The following is a 15,687-nucleotide window of genomic DNA, read 5'->3' as shown; positions in this document are numbered from 1 at the left end:
CTGCCCTCCTTTAAATTCTCTTAAATGCTTGAATACCAATACAGTCAAGTCCTGTATGAACAGAAATGACACTTACAAGAGGAACGATCCTGATTTCATGATTTGGGAAAGCTTCCTGTAGCTTTTCTTTCGTCAAAAGTGCATGTTCCATTCCATTACTTTGAGCTACACGAAGAATAAAGCTTTCATCAACACCACGATCCTTTAACTCTTTCACAACACGATCGACAGCTTTATTAAAAGTTCTGATCTTATCAAATACATCAATCTTTCCATCACAGCTGGCATCGATTTTCAATACTGGTTTGATCTTTAAAAGCCCCGCTAATGTAGCCGCCAATGGTGTTAGACGTCCACCTTTTTTCAAATGATCTAAATCATTTGGAATGACAAAAGTCATACCTGCATCCGCCATTTCTTGAATAACACTTTTAATTTCATAGATATCTTTTCCTTCATCATACATTTCTTTTGCACGTGTAATGGCATAAAGCTGTAATTCAGCTGTTGTATGAACATCTACATGGATATATTCCAATCCCATTTCCTCAGCTGATAAACGCAATGCATTGTAACAGCTGCTTAATCCTGGATTGATAGGAATACAGAAAACAGCATCATAACCCTCATTCTTTAATTCCTTGAATGTCTGATTGATCAATCCCAATGGCGGAATTGATGTACTCATCATGATTCCTTGTTCAATATATTCATAAATCTTTTCTAAAGGTGCATCAACAAAATCTAATAATGCATTTTCCTGATCTGGAAGTACAATCTGCAAAGGCAGACTGATAATTCCTTTTTCTTTCATCTTATCTGGATGAACCCCACATGAACTATCTGTAATAAAAGCAACTTTCATTCTATTTACCTCGTTTCTGCTCTTTATTATACACCAAACATTTCTTTAAATGAAGCAATTTTAAACTCTTTGAATGAAGAGCAGATTTTGTTATAATAGGGACATGCCAAGAATCAAAAAAGAAGTCATTCATGAATTTACAATCGAAAAAAGCCGCTTTATCACATATCTGGAACGGATTGAAAATGAAGAAGAGGCTAAAATGTACATCACCAAAATCAAAAAGCTGCATCCTAATGCGAATCATCACTGCAGTGCCTTTATTTATGGCACTCACAATGAATTTCAAAGAAGCAGTGATGATGGTGAACCCAGCGGTACAGCAGGTGTTCCTATGCTTGAATGTCTAAGAAAAAATGATATGCAGAATATCGTAGCAGTCGTAGTTCGCTATTTTGGCGGTATCAAACTTGGGGCTGGTGGTCTGATCCGTGCTTATTCTAAAAGCATCTCACTCGCATTAGAAGATGCTATCCTTGTTGAAGCTAAAAAGATGCAGGAATACATTTGCACTTTTTCTTATGATCTAATTGGACCTTTAGACTATTACTTTTCTAAAAATAATATTCAGATACTTGATAAACAGTATGAAGAAAAAGTTTCCTATACCTATATCTGTGAACATGATATTACAGATGAACTCATGGAAATGAGCAAAGGAAAAATCATCAATCTATATCAAAAAGAACGAACCATTGAATGCGAAATATAGCTATTTTTATATAACAAATGTACTTTGAACATCAAAAAGGAAATATGCAGCCTATTATTGAAGAACTTCCCGCACAAATCATTCATTCTCCACAGTATTATCCAGAATACTGTTCGGATTATTATGCTCTTTTTTTCAAAGATTCTGAAGGCATTGAATATGAAATTGTCAGTTTCAATAGAGGGCATTACTTTCCCTAATAATACAACTAAATCAAGCATAGGCAGGAAATCATAAAACAGATTTCCTGCTTTTTTACAAGACTATCGAATAAGATGATCAGGGGAAGCAGATCAAGAAAGAAATTATGCAAGAGAAAATTTTAAAATTTTTAGCACTCTTATATTGACAGTGCTAAATTGTGTGATATAATATAATCGTAGTTAAGGAAAAGCCTTAACTCAGGTATGAATTTTATATCCCAGCGTTATCACTGAGATCAAAAAGAAAGAGGCGATGTTTTATGAAATTCTACCCAACAATGAATACTGTATTTGATGATTTATTCTATGATCCGTTTATGAGCCGTTCTGGCAATAACATGAGAACTGATATTATAGAAAAAGAAAATGAATATGAATTAAGCATGGAATTGCCTGGCTTCAACAAAGAAGATATTCGTATGGAATTGAAAGACGGATATCTTATGATCAGTGCTAATAAGAATACTGATAATGATGTCAAAGATGATGAAGGTCATATCGTTCGTCGTGAACGTTATCAAGGCAGCTGCAGTCGTAGCTTCTATGTCGGTGATATGAAAGAAGAGGATATCAAAGCTTCATTCAATAATGGTGAATTAAAGGTATCACTTCCTAAGACTGGCATTAAGAAAGCTGAGGAAAAGAAATATATTGAAATCCAGTAATTAAAGCCAACTTATGTTGGCTTTTTGTGAAAAGAGGCGTCATTTATGTTTTATCGGGATTTTGATTTTGAAGAAGAATTTAAATTAAATTGGAATAGAAAAGTGAAAAGAATGCGTTGGATCTGTTTATTACTAGGTCTGGTGATGATTGCCATAGGTGCAGCTTGTATCTTTTATCCTATTCAAACATTTGATGTCATGAAAACGATCGTATCTGTCATCATTATTGGATTTGGAATTTACTCAATTATTAATTATTGTTTGACTTCTTCCTATTTTAAAGAGCCTATCAGTATTATTACAGGCATCATCAATATTTTATTTGGTATCTTACTGCTGAAAACACCTTCAGCAATAACTGCCGTTACTTTAACATTTATGTTTGCGATCATATTGATGTTTTATGGAGCTGAGAAGATTGCTTTTTCAAGAAGATTTAGTTTCTTTGGAATGATCAATACAAGTGCATATACTTTCAGTGGTATCATTACTATTCTTCTTTCAATTATCTTTCTTATCCTTCCATGGACATCTGCCATTATTATTAATTATGTTTTAGCGGCTTATTTGATTATTGATGGTATAACTTTATTAATAGATGCAATCAATATGAAAAAAATATATTAATTAAATTTTCTCATATAAAATATAATTCCTATCACTAAAAAACTGCAGGTAACTGCAGTTAATTATTATTTTGAGAGCATACAGCCATATCAACAGCTAATGCTATCAACAGACATAATTTTTCATTTATGTCATCATATATTGTCAGACAATACTGATCTGTAAATCGAAATAATTCCTTAGAAAAAGTCATGATCGTATTACCCTGACCATCAAATACTTCATAATCCAGACCGAATAAATCACCTTCTATACGCCAGTCATTAAAATCTAAATAATATTTAGGTCTAAAGAAAGAAATCTCTTTTACGATATTTCCAATTTTCTCATCATTTAAATAAAAGGAAAATTCTGGTTCAAAAAATTTGAAATGCTGTTCTACATGTCCAAACTGAACATCACCCTCATAAATTCTCAATTGATGAAGGATAAATGTAAAATCACATTTGGCAAAATATTTTGGATAACCCGATTCATCATAAATATCATAAGTATCCGTTAATGTTAGAAATTTCTGTTTAATATACAATTTTTTCATTCTCTATCTCCTATAATTTTATTATAACAAAATCATTTGAAAATAGAATTACATATTTGTTATTTGCGTTGCTTCAGATAAATTGCTAATACAGCTATATCAGCAGGATTCACCCCTGAAATACGACTTGCCTGTCCTAAAGTGAAGGGTTGTATTGCCTTTAACTTAGCTCTTCCTTCTAATGAAAGGTTTTCTACTTCATCATAATTTATATTGATGAGCTTTACTTTTTCCATGGATTGAAGACGAGCTGCCTCCTTTTTTGCTTTTGCGATATACCCAGCATACTTTACTTCAATTTCAATCTGCTTTGCTACTTCATCAGAAATCTCTAAATCCATATAGGGTGATAAGCCTCGAATCGTAATATTAGGACGTCGTAACAGTTCAAGTGCACTCATGCCATCATGTAAGGCATCAAAACCATTTTCCTGAAGATATTCAGATACAGAGGACTTAGGTGTAAAACGTATCATGGATAGTTTTTCAGTATATTCCTGGATATCTTGTTGTTTCTTTCGATAAGCATCAATTCTATGCTTAGGCAAAAGACCAACGGCATACCCCTTTTCACTCAGTCGGGCATCTGCATTATCATGACGTAATAGAAGACGATATTCAGCCCTAGAAGTTAAAAGTCGATAAGGTTCTTTTGTTCCTTTGGTAACTAAATCATCAATCAAAACTCCAATATAAGCTTCATCACGGTTTAAGATCAATGGTTCTTTTCCTTGTAGCTTTAAAGCACAGTTGATGCCAGCCATTAATCCTTGTCCAGCCGCTTCTTCATAACCACTTGTACCATTGATCTGTCCAGCACAGAATAAATTTTCAATTTCTCTCAATTCCAATGTTGGCTTTAACTGTAAAGGATCAATAGCATCATATTCGATAGCATAGGCATATTTTTTGATGCGGCAATTCTCAAGACCCGGTAAGCTTTTCAGCATTCTTTCCTGAACATCATGAGGCATAGAAGTTGAAAAACCTTGAATATAGGTCGTATCTAAATCTTTTGATTCAGGTTCTAAAAAAATCTGGTGTCTTTCTTTATCGGCAAAACGTACGATCTTGTCTTCAATAGACGGACAGTAACGTGGTCCCACTCCTTTTACTAAACCTGAATACATCGCACTTTTCTGTAAATTATCTTGAATGATCTGATGTGTTAAAGGAGTTGTATAGGTCAAATAACAATTCCATTGTTTCTCATAAGGAAGCACATCTTCTTTTTTTGTATCATAAGAAAAACAAACAAAGTCTTTTGTTCCCGGCTGTACCTCTGTCTTTGAAAAATCTATGGAATCTGTATATACACGTGCTGGCGTTCCTGTTTTTAAACGGAATGTTCGGATTCCCTGATCTCTTAAGCTTTGAGATAAGTTTTTTGTTGTTGGTTCATCTTCAGGTCCTGATTCAGTTGATGTATGTCCAACTAAAATATTACTGCTCATAAATGTACCGCTTGTTAGAATAAGTGCTTTACATTCAATTACACTGCCATCACTTAATGTAACACCTGTTACTTTTTTATCTTTAAAATTTATTTTTTCAACAATACATTCCTTCACTTCCAGGTTGTCAGTATGTAGACAAACATCCTGCATATATTTCCGGTATGCAAGCTTATCCGACTGTACACGCAATGACTGTACACCCGGTCCTTTATTCGTATTCAACATTTTTAGCTGTAGAGCAGTATGATCAGCTGCCTTACCCATTTCCCCACCTAAAGCATCAATTTCACGTACAACGATTCCTTTGGCAGGTCCACCTACACTTGGATTACAAGGCATAGATGCAATCATATTGATATGCATCGTTAAAAGCATTGTCTTTTGTTTCATACGGGCACACGCTAATGCAGCTTCTACTCCCGCATGTCCACCACCTAATACAAGTACATCAACCATCCAATCACCTCAACTTAGCTCAACTATCATACCACTTTTAGAATAGAAAAAAAAGTATGAAGTACAAAGCTATCCTATAGATCTTATATTATAGAACAATCTTTATATTCCTACTTTTTAATGAAACTATTCTACATTATAACCGATAACACTTAGGCATACGTTTAAAATCATTTTCTATTATTTCTTCAAAATTGTAGCCAAAATCAATCCTATGACTCATAAGTAATCCATCATAAATTAAAACGTTCTTAAATGGCATAATTGAAGTAGTAACTATATATGGTAATTGTTTATATGAAATAATATCATCTATGTTACTTTTCAATCCTTTTACCATATACACTTTCTCTCTATTCATAAAGGCTGTATATTCTAAATCATATTTGACAATCACAAATGTATCTCTAAAACCTTTTGCCATTTCACTTGTAGTTTTTAATTCTTCTTTACTAAATTTAAATGGATTTTTGAAACAGAATTCTATAATAATCGCTTCTTTATTATCCCAAAATTTTTCAATGATATCATTCATCACATATAAATCATTACCCATTTGATTATATATTTTTAAGAATGGCTTTATTTTATATTTGTTATTTGTAAATTCAAGTAAAGCAAAATAAATTTTATAAAATAGATCTGAGTCTTTTTCCGATAAACGGGCATTCTTTTGTTTTTTATATTTTTGATCTTTTTTTATTCTCATTTCAATAATCTTAGAAGTAATTTTTCTAGCCTCATTAGGCGTGAACCCATTCAATGCTCCAGAAGGCATTTCATCCATGGCTTCATCCATAAGTGTAAAGAAATCAGTTAAGTCTATATGTTTTAGTGCAGGTGTATTTTGAAATGATTCTTTTAAAGTACTTCTATCAAGATTTAACATGGCATACTCTCGAATTGGCTGAATTGCTGAAAATGAAAAGAAAGGCAAGTTATTCAATTCATCTAAAAACTTCTTTATCTTAGGATTTTCAATATCAAAATCATTATAAAATAATCTTCTATAAATACCTAAATCTATTTGCTTACCACCTGATAAACCCTGCAACTGTCTTTGATGATCCAATTCATCTTCAATTTCATAAAAATCCTGATGTACCGCAACCAAGATATCTTTGCCTAAACTTTCAATATCTTTGCTGTAAATAAGCACATAATAATTAAACAATTTATTACATAACATAAAATTCCATAATACTTCCTCTTTTATGCCTGTAATACTCGATCCAAGCGAAGCAACTGTCTGAAGTAAAGAAGAACCCTGTATTTTACAATAACCCACTAATAATTCATTCAGATCATCTACTTTCTTTTTCTCATTCCAATTGACATGATCAATAGCTTCTTTCACATTTTCCAGTATTTCTTCCGGAATTGAATAGTTATCCCTCCTGGAATATATTAAAAACTTCTTATATAGTTGAGTTCTTTCCCCGTCATATTTTTTCTTCATTACCTGTTTTGAATCTTTTAAGAGCATTTCTAAATACTTTAATTCTTTTGTAGTGCATATATCAATTATATTATGATAATTGCTGTAAACATCATAAATTTCATCTAACATCTTTACTCTAGATATCTTTTCGTAGTCTTTAAAATTTTCTACGATCCGAGTATATTGTTCATAAACAAAATCTTTTTTCAGATATTTTACTTCATCATGCATCTTCATAATTTTTACTCCTTGATTATTATATGTTATGAATTTTGTAAACCTAATTTAAGTATAACATTTTTATCAATAAGTGCAAATAATCAAGAAAATGATTTTGTAACCAAAATCATATGCAAATAAGCGACTCCCTATCTGCATACCCACCTGCCTTTCTAGCGGCGTGGTTCCACCGGCACCTTCACATCTCCTTCTTTTGCTCCTCTCTGAAGCGTAAGGCATTGGCGAAATGTTCCAGTGTCAGCTTATTATTTTTTTCTGGCAGGATTCCATCCCTTTGCCATGCTTCCATCTTCCAGTGAATCGCATGACTGCCGGGTCCTGCTTCTTTTCTATCTGAACAGGCATAAATAGGGAGTTCTCTGACATTCCTCCAATGTCGCTTTCCCCAGATCCCTGATCACTTCTTTCCATTCCCTGTATTCATGATATTCGTTCGGTATCCTTTCCCGGTACCCTTCTCCCCTCCTTGCAATCACATACGCTGCACTGTGGTGGATGCTTAGCCCTAGCCGCTTCGCATATTTCAGCTTCCCGATCTGCGTTGTGTGCCTTGGATCCACCTTCCTTAAATATACTCCTTTTTCCATGCATTTCCTTTCAATCTTCTCCTCCAGCCTCTTATATGCAAATGTTCCCAGCATCCGGTTATAGTTCCTGTCCCTGTACAGGCTCTCTTCTTTCTTCCTCTCGAATTCTAAATCTTCCATGATCAGATTCTTTTTCTTGCCCGCACATTCCTCTACGATCCGTTTCACTGCCACATACCTTTCATATTCCCTCTGGTTCCTTGTTCCTCTTTCTTTCAACGGAATCCTCCATGCCTTTACCAGATTCCCTTTTCTGTCGGTTTCTGCCAGCGCTATATGATCCCTGTTGATATCCATTCCGATACTTCCTCTGCCGGATGGTAATACCGGCTCGCCAGGATATTCAGCAATTGCTTTGATGATAAAATATTCTCCATGATCATACAGCTCATACGCAATGGCCTTCCCGGGAGTATTGTGCTTCATTCTTACTGCTCTTTCTATATGCTCCCTGTGCTGATGAAAAACAACCGGCATCCTTATTTCCTGTCTGATTCCCCGGTAGACAAGAACCCCTTCATCGATATGATATTTGAAAAGATTATTGCCGTACTTTCCCTGCCTTCTTCCGCAGATCAGCATCCTTTTTCTGCGGTTATAGCGGTAGGTATCCATATCATGCTTCAGATTCTTCCTTCCTCCGAAGCATACGCTTTTCGGCTTTTCCATGAATCTTTCCTTTTTCTGCTTTTCTCCTGTTAACCGATACTTTAATAGTTTGATCTGATTCTTCAGATTCTTTATTTTAGGATCGATCACAGTTGCTTCATACAGATAGTCCTTTTCTGTAGTTCCATGCAGTTTCGTTTTCCGGATCATCTTTTCCTTTTCACAGATGACCTTTTCCAGTTCCGTTTCCTTTTCTCTGATCTTCATTCCGATCCTATTCATTCTTTTTTCTGTTTTCTGGATCAGTTTTTTATTCAAGGCAGCATTAGCCTTTAGCAGGGCCTTGGCTTCATGGACAGCAGACAGAGGGATATAGTCATTGAGATGAAACTGCTTTTTAAGAAGCTGGTGAAGCTCGCTGTCCTTAAACGCGGCTCCCTTATAGGCACGATCGTAAAGACATTTATAGGCCTTATGAAGGACACGGTTATAGACAGCAAGATCATGAAGAACGGTGTTCTTCAGATCAGGGAATTCGCGGTAATAGAAACGGTTGGAAAGAGAAAAGACTTTCATGATGCCTCCTTGACAGAAATGAGATGTTTTGTACATATATTATATCATATTAATAACTATAATGATACTATAATTTCAAATTGATGATATATATTATCATAACATAAATCACACTTAACTTTTTTTATTTTCTTTTATCATCTTTCTATCAATCAAAAATGAAATTTCCTAATATATAAAAAAGATCCAATTAAGGATCTTAATGCTGTAATGACAATTTCTTTTTATAGAAATAGAAGCCTACACCTAATATAATTATCGCAATAACACTCACTGCAATTAAAGCTATTCTCATCATATTTAATTCATTGCTCATTTCATCTACACTCTCTTGTTTAAGGGCAGCAGCACCTGAGTACAGCTGAATGACACCTTCAGTAGATTCATACTGATACAGATGTATATCCCCTTTTTCATCCATTAAATATAACAAAGAATAGTTACTGAAAGTTTCATCTTCAAAGACCCATCCGTCATATTCAACATCATCTATCGTAATTTGCTGTTGGATAAGACCTGTCATATTTTTCATATCATCTGGTATTTCCAAGGAAATAAATGTTCTTCCAGCTATCGTTATAGGTAGATATTAAACCCTTCTAACGCTTCACTGCCATGAAAGCTTGGATAAACTCCTAGCTCCATATTGTTATGCGTCAGAAAGACCTTTGGTTCTTCTTCTACATATACTTGAATACGATAAGTTTTTGTCGTACTTGTTTCAGAATGATGGGTCGTTAATTCAATAACATTATTACCTTCATGAACCTCATGCTCTCCAACACCCTGAATAGAAACTTCAGAATCAGCAGCAGTAGCATTGATCGTTACAGATGTTGTTCCCTTAGGTAATTCAACACTATAATCTACGGTATCACCTGAAAAATCTGGCGATAAAACAGCTCCATCCACCTGAATACTGCTAAGATTTAAATTAAATGTTTTTACTGGCTTAGAATTCGATGAACTTGGCGTTGATGGTCTTGATGAATTAGAAGAAGTTGGTTGTTGAATTGTTACTGAAACACTAGCACTACTTGTATCCGCAACAGCATTTCCCTGTGGATCTGATAGTCCTTCACCAGGAGTTGCTCTAACCCTTACAACCCCACTTGAACCTGCTGTAATCGTTACAGAAATAGAGTTATTTTCAATCCAAATCTGGCTCTCTGAAGCAGTTCCATTTTCAACATTGATAAAAACATTACCTGTTACATTTCCACTAAGTGTAACGACAAAGGTTCCTCCTGGAGAAACTGTATTTGTTGAAGCACTCATAGAAAAAGCTGCAGCTTTTATCGGCGTTATAGTCCCCAGATAAAGAAATACCCCTATAACTATTAAAACAAAATTTTTTACCCATTTCATTATGAATTCTCTCCCTCTCATGAATTTTTATTCATTATATAATTTTTAATTCTTACATAGTCTGTCGGCAATATTTTCCCATCTTCGTTATAATCAGCAGCTTTTGCATATGCACCATTCAACCTCGCTCCAGTTTTCATAATATGGTTTTTTATTAGCACATAATCGGTTGGTAATATTTTTCCATCGCCATTGACATCTCCCTTTATTGAAAGAATAAAGGTACATTTTTGTTCTGTTTCACCATTCTTAAGTATTACATCCATTTTGTAGCCAGTCATCAAGCATCCATTATCCAGCACATTTCCATTTGCATTCATAATGGTTATTTCGGCTGTTTCATCAGCTTTTTTCATTTCATCCACAAAGCTTCCTACCTGAGTATCAACAGAAATGTTATAAAGAATATTTCCTTCATTCTTATATCCTGTTTTTCCAATAAACTCCACAAATTCTGAAGGTATCTCTTCAATTTCCTGATCTTCTTCTGCCAATTGATCATAGATCTGTCCTACAAGCTGTACAAATGCTTCCCAACCCATCGTACCTTTTGTACCATCATTGATATTATGCGGACAGTTTTTATCCGACCAGTCGCCATGTTTACGTATCGCATCTCTTGGCATTCCATTCTCATAAAGAATCTGAGCTGTCAAATAAGCTGCATTTCTTTCTGCCTGAGCATAATTACCATCATTGTTTTCACAGATTTCAATCGCAATCGTATTCCCATTTCCCATCATGGATCCATCTCCTGCATGCCAAGCCACTTCATCCATTGGAACACTCTGATAGATTGAATGATCATCTACTTGAAAATGCCAGCTTGTCCAAATATCGGCTGAATTACGTCGATTGTATTGAATTTGTGCATGTGCCAAGGCATCTGCGCCATTACTGGTATTTGCAGTGTTATGTATCGTTACATATAAAGGTACATTTGAATATCCTGGTCGTACAACTCGATTATAATTAGGAATCATATAGCTAGTATTAACAGGAATGCCATTGATTTGGGAAACACTTAATGTCTGCACATCACTTTCAAAAAATGTAAATTTCCCACTTACATAGTTATAATCACTATCACGATTTGGATTGACCCATACATTCGTACCATCTTCTTTAACAATACCGATCCATCCAACACCAATCTTATTCACCTGATAAGTACCTGCTTTGATAATTTCACCAGTCTCAAAAGCATGGTATTCTAATGGTACCTTATGTCCCATGCAATCTTTTGTTAATGTGACTGTCTGTGTGTCAATAGATACCGCCTGTATTTCAACATAATCCCCATTATTCGGATTCTTAACGATTCGTAGCTGACTGCCATCTTTTTTTGTAAAGTATTTGACGATACCACTTCCATTCTCCCAGCGAACACTTAAATGAGTTGCTTCAATCAGCGTACGAGCAGGATCACTATCTTTGACAAGATAAAATTCCCCATCTCTTTCATGTCTTCCTTCAAAACGCAGCCTAGGATCTGTTACAAGTTCCCAATACTCATATCCGTTTTCTTCCCCCTCTTCTTCATTTGCGAAAGCATGACCTGTAAATAAAGAAATAACCAAACAAACACATAATAAATAAATGATTTTTTTCATACCTTCATTATAAAATAGTTTGCTTAAAAAGAAAACCGCATTTAAGCGGTTTTATCTTACAATACTTCCTTTAGGCAAATCACATGATGCTAATGCCAGCTTTTCATTATCTGATGTTTCACCTACTAAAATCATACCTTGGCTTTCAACACCTCTTAGCTTAGCAGGTTTTAAGTTAGTTACAACAATAACTTTTTTGCCTTTCATATCTTCAGGTGTAAAGTGATCGGCAATGCCACTGACGATCTGACGAACATCACCATTGCCACAGTCAATCTGTGAAACTAAAAGGCGATCTGCTTTTGGATGTTTTTCACACGAAAGAACTTCGCCCACCTTCAGCTCAAGCTTTGAGAAATCATCAAACGTAATCTCTTCTTTCTTTTCAGCTTTAGGTTCTTCTTGCTTAGGAGCAGCATGATCAGCTGCAATCTTTTCCAGCATTTCTTTTTCATCAATACGAGCGAATAGGATTTCTGGTTTTTCAACTACCTTGATGCCACATTCTAAGTTACCAAATGTCTCACAGCTTTCAAAAGTTCTTTGCTGGGTATTCAATGAATTTAATATCTTCTCACCTGTTTCTGGAAGGTAAGCACTCAGCTGAACAGCTGCGATACGGATAGATTCTAATAGATTATATAAAACAGTTGATAAACGATCTGTCTTGCCCTCTTTAGCCAATGTCCAAGGTGTCGTTTCATCGATATACTTGTTGCAGCGTTTCAATAAAGTAAAGATCTCACTGATTGCATCACCTACACGAAGCTCATCCATCTTCTTTTCAACCTTCTTAGGTGTTTCTAAAGCTAATTCAATAAGTTCATGATCAATTGCTTCACTGCATTGAGGATTGCTGATCACACCATCAAAATATTTGTTTGTCATTGAAATCGTACGATTTACTAAATTACCTAATACATTGGCCAGATCAGAATTAATTCTTTCGATCATTAATTCCCAAGTAATCGTACCATCCTGTGCAAAAGGCATTTCGCTCAAACAGAAGTAGCGAACAGCATCAACACCAAAATAATGTACCAGTTCATCTGCATAGATAACATTACCCTTTGATTTTGACATCTTTCCATCACCTACTAATAACCATGGATGTCCAAAGACCTGTTTTGGCAATGGTTCACCTAAAGCCATCAGCATGATTGGCCAATAAATCGTATGGAAACGTAAAATATCTTTTCCAATAACGTGTACATCTGCAGGCCAATATTTTTTATACTTTTCACCATGATTACCATCAGGATCATATCCAAGACTTGTAATATAGTTACTTAAAGCATCGATCCATACATAAACAACATGCTTTTCATCAAAATCTACAGGTACGCCCCATTTAAAAGTAGATCTTGATACACATAGATCTTGAAGTCCAGGCTTTAAGAAATTGTTGATCATTTCATTCTTTCTTGATTCTGGCTGAATAAATTCAGGATGAGATTCGATATGATCGATCAGACGTTGTGCATATTTCTGTAAATTAAAGAAATAAGCTTCTTCTGTTGCTTTTACAACAGGACGTCCACAGTCAGGGCATTTACCATCTACAAGCTGACTTTCTGTCCAGAAAGATTCACAAGGTGTACAATATAAACCTTCATATTTGCCTTTATAAATATCTCCTTGATCATATAGTTTTTTGAATATCTTTTGTACTGTCTTTACATGATAATCATCCGTTGTACGTACAAAATAATCATAATCGATATTCATTAACTTATAGTTTTCTTTGATGACTTCAGCTATAGAATCAACATATTCCTGTGGACTTACGCCTGCTTCTTTGGCCTTTTCTTCAATTTTCTGACCATGTTCATCCGTTCCTGTCTGAAAGAAAACATCATATCCTTGTTTTCTACGATAACGTGCAATCGCATCTGAAAGGATAATTTCATAAGTATTACCAATATGAGGTTTTCCTGATGTATAAGCAATTGCAGTTGTTAAATAGTATTTTCCTCTATTCATAAAATCTCCTCCATAAAAAAATAAAAGATTCCGTCAAAGGACGAAATCTCGTGGTACCACCTTTATTCGTGCATTCCTGCACCTCTTTCACTTAACGCGTGTTACGGCTTTCCCTCTTAGAAAAAGCGGTTCAGAAGCCATCTTCATCTGTTTTCTCACGCACTCTTCCACCACCCGAGCACTCTCTATGCTTTAAAAACAAACTACTCTTTTCGTCATAACCTTTCCCATATTATAGGTGAACTTTTTAGGTTTTTCAACCTTTTTCATTCACTTTTGGTTCACTCTTTTTTAAACAGCGACTGATTAAGATCGCTAAAAGTTTTTCATATTTGCTTTCAGCCTTAGAATCACCTAACTGAATCATCAATTCATTATCTCCATAGTAATCACTGCCACAGCTTACAAAGCAGGCACACTCACGGGCAACCTTCAGATAGCGTTGAATATCTTCTTCTTCATGATAAGCAGAGAAGATCTCCATTCCCTCTACACCTTGTGAAAGTATTTCCTTTAAAAGCTCAACATCATCACCACAGCTCTTCTTTGGATAAGCTAATATCGCAATACCATCAGCTGATTTGATCGTTTCTAGCACACTTTCCAATGACGGCAAAGGCGTATTCACATAACAAGCTTTCTTAGGTGCAAAATAATCTGCATATAAATGCTGATAGGCATTTTCATCATCTTCACGATAAGGTTTTAAGAATTCAACATCTTCATACAATGGATTTTTCAAGACTTCCTGAATGATCATCTCAGGAGTAATAATTCCACTTGTTGTTTGATTAATAAGTCTTGAAAGGTTCATGTCAATGCCACTGATCTCTTTAAACTTTTCAATCCTCTGAACAGATGCTCCACGCTGCAGCTTCAAATGCTCATTTCCCATCTCAACAAACAATGGATTCTTATAATCAATACCATACCCTAAGATCGTTAATGGATAACCTTTATATTCACAATCCATCTCAATACCTGAAATATAAGAAATACCATAAGGCTTACTTAAGACTTCTGCTTCAAAATTCGCCTTTACACTAAACTTATCAGCAATACTTAAAACTTCAATACCAAGAGCACTTGCCTTTTGAAAGATTTCCTCCACAGTATCCATACCATAGACACTATATTTAGAATGAGCATGTAAATCATAATGATAAAAGTTTTTACCTTTTTCCAATACGGGCAACTCTTCTTCGACTTCGTCTTTTTTTTTCGTATCATCTGCTTTTTCTGAAGTCACAGCAATACTGATTGGTTTTGTACGACAGATAAAATCAGCGATGCCTCTTGAATTCTTATCCAAAAGAATCACAATTAAATTTAAAACAATATAAATAGGAATTCCTATCCCATGATAAATATAGAAACATCCTAAAAATGCTAATCCGCCTAATAATTCACGAAGCATACGCTGTGCTGGTGAAGCCTTTTTATTCGACATAGTCAAAATATGAATATCAAAAACACTCTGTCCCAATGTTTTTCCATATACATACGTAATAAAAGGATTTGTAATGACAAAAGATGCATAGATGACATAACGGATGACATCATCTAAAAATGTCATGACCGATGCCGGCAAAAATCCAGCCAATACTATGAAAATGATGAGGTCCCACACTAAAAGAGGTATAAGAGCAATGACCAAATCAGTCAATGTTGCCATAAATCTTGAAAATATATTTTTTTTCATCATCAATCACTTCCTTTTATTATTATATACGATAGATGCTCATAT

At 34.8% G+C, this 15,687-nt stretch carries 13 protein-coding genes and 1 other annotated feature; of the genes, 3 read left to right on the top strand and 10 right to left on the bottom strand.

Going from position 1 to position 15,687, the window contains the following annotated elements; all coding sequences use genetic code 11:
* Positions 1-10: 10 nt before the first annotated feature.
* The gene (locus BQ5367_RS03330) at positions 11-865 is read right to left on the bottom strand and encodes a DegV family protein (protein ID WP_071441145.1); all 855 of its coding nucleotides are present in this window, start codon (positions 863-865) and stop codon (positions 11-13) included.
* A 103-nt stretch (positions 866-968) separates the two neighbouring features.
* Here BQ5367_RS03330 and BQ5367_RS03325 point away from each other — a divergent pair, with 103 nt between their 5' ends.
* From BQ5367_RS03325 to BQ5367_RS03315, 3 genes are all read left to right on the top strand, one after another.
* Positions 969-1,577 (top strand): YigZ family protein, encoded by a 609-nt coding sequence (locus tag BQ5367_RS03325; RefSeq protein ID WP_071441144.1) that lies wholly within the window; start codon positions 969-971, stop codon positions 1,575-1,577.
* 463 nt (positions 1,578-2,040) lie between these two features.
* A complete protein-coding gene (locus tag BQ5367_RS03320; protein WP_071441143.1) occupies positions 2,041-2,445 on the top strand; it encodes an Hsp20/alpha crystallin family protein in 405 nt (134 codons plus the stop codon).
* A 45-nt stretch (positions 2,446-2,490) separates the two neighbouring features.
* Complete coding sequence (locus BQ5367_RS03315) at positions 2,491-3,072, top strand: HdeD family acid-resistance protein (RefSeq protein ID WP_071441142.1); 582 nt, start codon at positions 2,491-2,493, stop codon at positions 3,070-3,072.
* Between the two features lie 58 nt (positions 3,073-3,130).
* Here the strand turns inward: BQ5367_RS03315 and BQ5367_RS03310 are convergent, their stop codons facing one another.
* The 9 genes from BQ5367_RS03310 to BQ5367_RS03270 form a co-directional block, all read right to left on the bottom strand.
* Positions 3,131-3,610, bottom strand: coding sequence for an LURP-one-related/scramblase family protein (locus BQ5367_RS03310; RefSeq protein ID WP_071441141.1), 480 nt, complete (start codon positions 3,608-3,610; stop codon positions 3,131-3,133).
* Positions 3,611-3,669: 59 nt separating this feature from the next.
* Complete coding sequence (gene mnmG, locus BQ5367_RS03305) at positions 3,670-5,523, bottom strand: tRNA uridine-5-carboxymethylaminomethyl(34) synthesis enzyme MnmG (RefSeq protein ID WP_071441140.1); 1,854 nt, start codon at positions 5,521-5,523, stop codon at positions 3,670-3,672.
* A 136-nt stretch (positions 5,524-5,659) separates the two neighbouring features.
* Positions 5,660-7,201 (bottom strand): hypothetical protein, encoded by a 1,542-nt coding sequence (locus BQ5367_RS03300; protein WP_071441139.1) that lies wholly within the window; start codon positions 7,199-7,201, stop codon positions 5,660-5,662.
* Between the two features lie 332 nt (positions 7,202-7,533).
* Positions 7,534-8,976 carry an IS200/IS605 family accessory protein TnpB-related protein gene (locus tag BQ5367_RS03295; RefSeq protein WP_071441138.1) on the bottom strand — a complete coding sequence of 481 codons (1,443 nt, stop codon included), beginning with the start codon at positions 8,974-8,976 and terminating at the stop codon, positions 7,534-7,536.
* Between the two features lie 199 nt (positions 8,977-9,175).
* Positions 9,176-9,508 carry a hypothetical protein gene (locus tag BQ5367_RS03290; RefSeq protein ID WP_071441137.1) on the bottom strand — a complete coding sequence of 111 codons (333 nt, stop codon included), beginning with the start codon at positions 9,506-9,508 and terminating at the stop codon, positions 9,176-9,178.
* A gap of 44 nt (positions 9,509-9,552) precedes the next feature.
* A complete protein-coding gene (locus BQ5367_RS03285) occupies positions 9,553-10,344 on the bottom strand; it encodes a cadherin-like beta sandwich domain-containing protein (protein WP_071441136.1) in 792 nt (263 codons plus the stop codon).
* A 17-nt stretch (positions 10,345-10,361) separates the two neighbouring features.
* Entirely contained in the window at positions 10,362-11,957 is a 1,596-nt protein-coding gene (locus tag BQ5367_RS13785) for an N-acetylmuramoyl-L-alanine amidase (protein ID WP_071441135.1), read from the bottom strand.
* Positions 11,958-12,008: 51 nt separating this feature from the next.
* Entirely contained in the window at positions 12,009-13,940 is a 1,932-nt protein-coding gene (gene metG, locus BQ5367_RS03275; protein ID WP_071441134.1) for a methionine--tRNA ligase, read from the bottom strand.
* Between the two features lie 33 nt (positions 13,941-13,973).
* Positions 13,974-14,168, bottom strand: a binding site (T-box leader).
* A 28-nt stretch (positions 14,169-14,196) separates the two neighbouring features.
* The gene (locus BQ5367_RS03270) at positions 14,197-15,642 is read right to left on the bottom strand and encodes an RDD family protein (RefSeq protein ID WP_161940466.1); all 1,446 of its coding nucleotides are present in this window, start codon (positions 15,640-15,642) and stop codon (positions 14,197-14,199) included.
* Positions 15,643-15,687: the final 45 nt, after the last annotated feature.

This window comes from Traorella massiliensis, from assembly GCF_900104665.1.
Lineage (GTDB): Bacteria > Bacillota_I > Bacilli_A > Erysipelotrichales > Erysipelotrichaceae > Traorella > Traorella massiliensis.
This window is presented reverse-complemented; position numbering and strand designations above follow the sequence as displayed.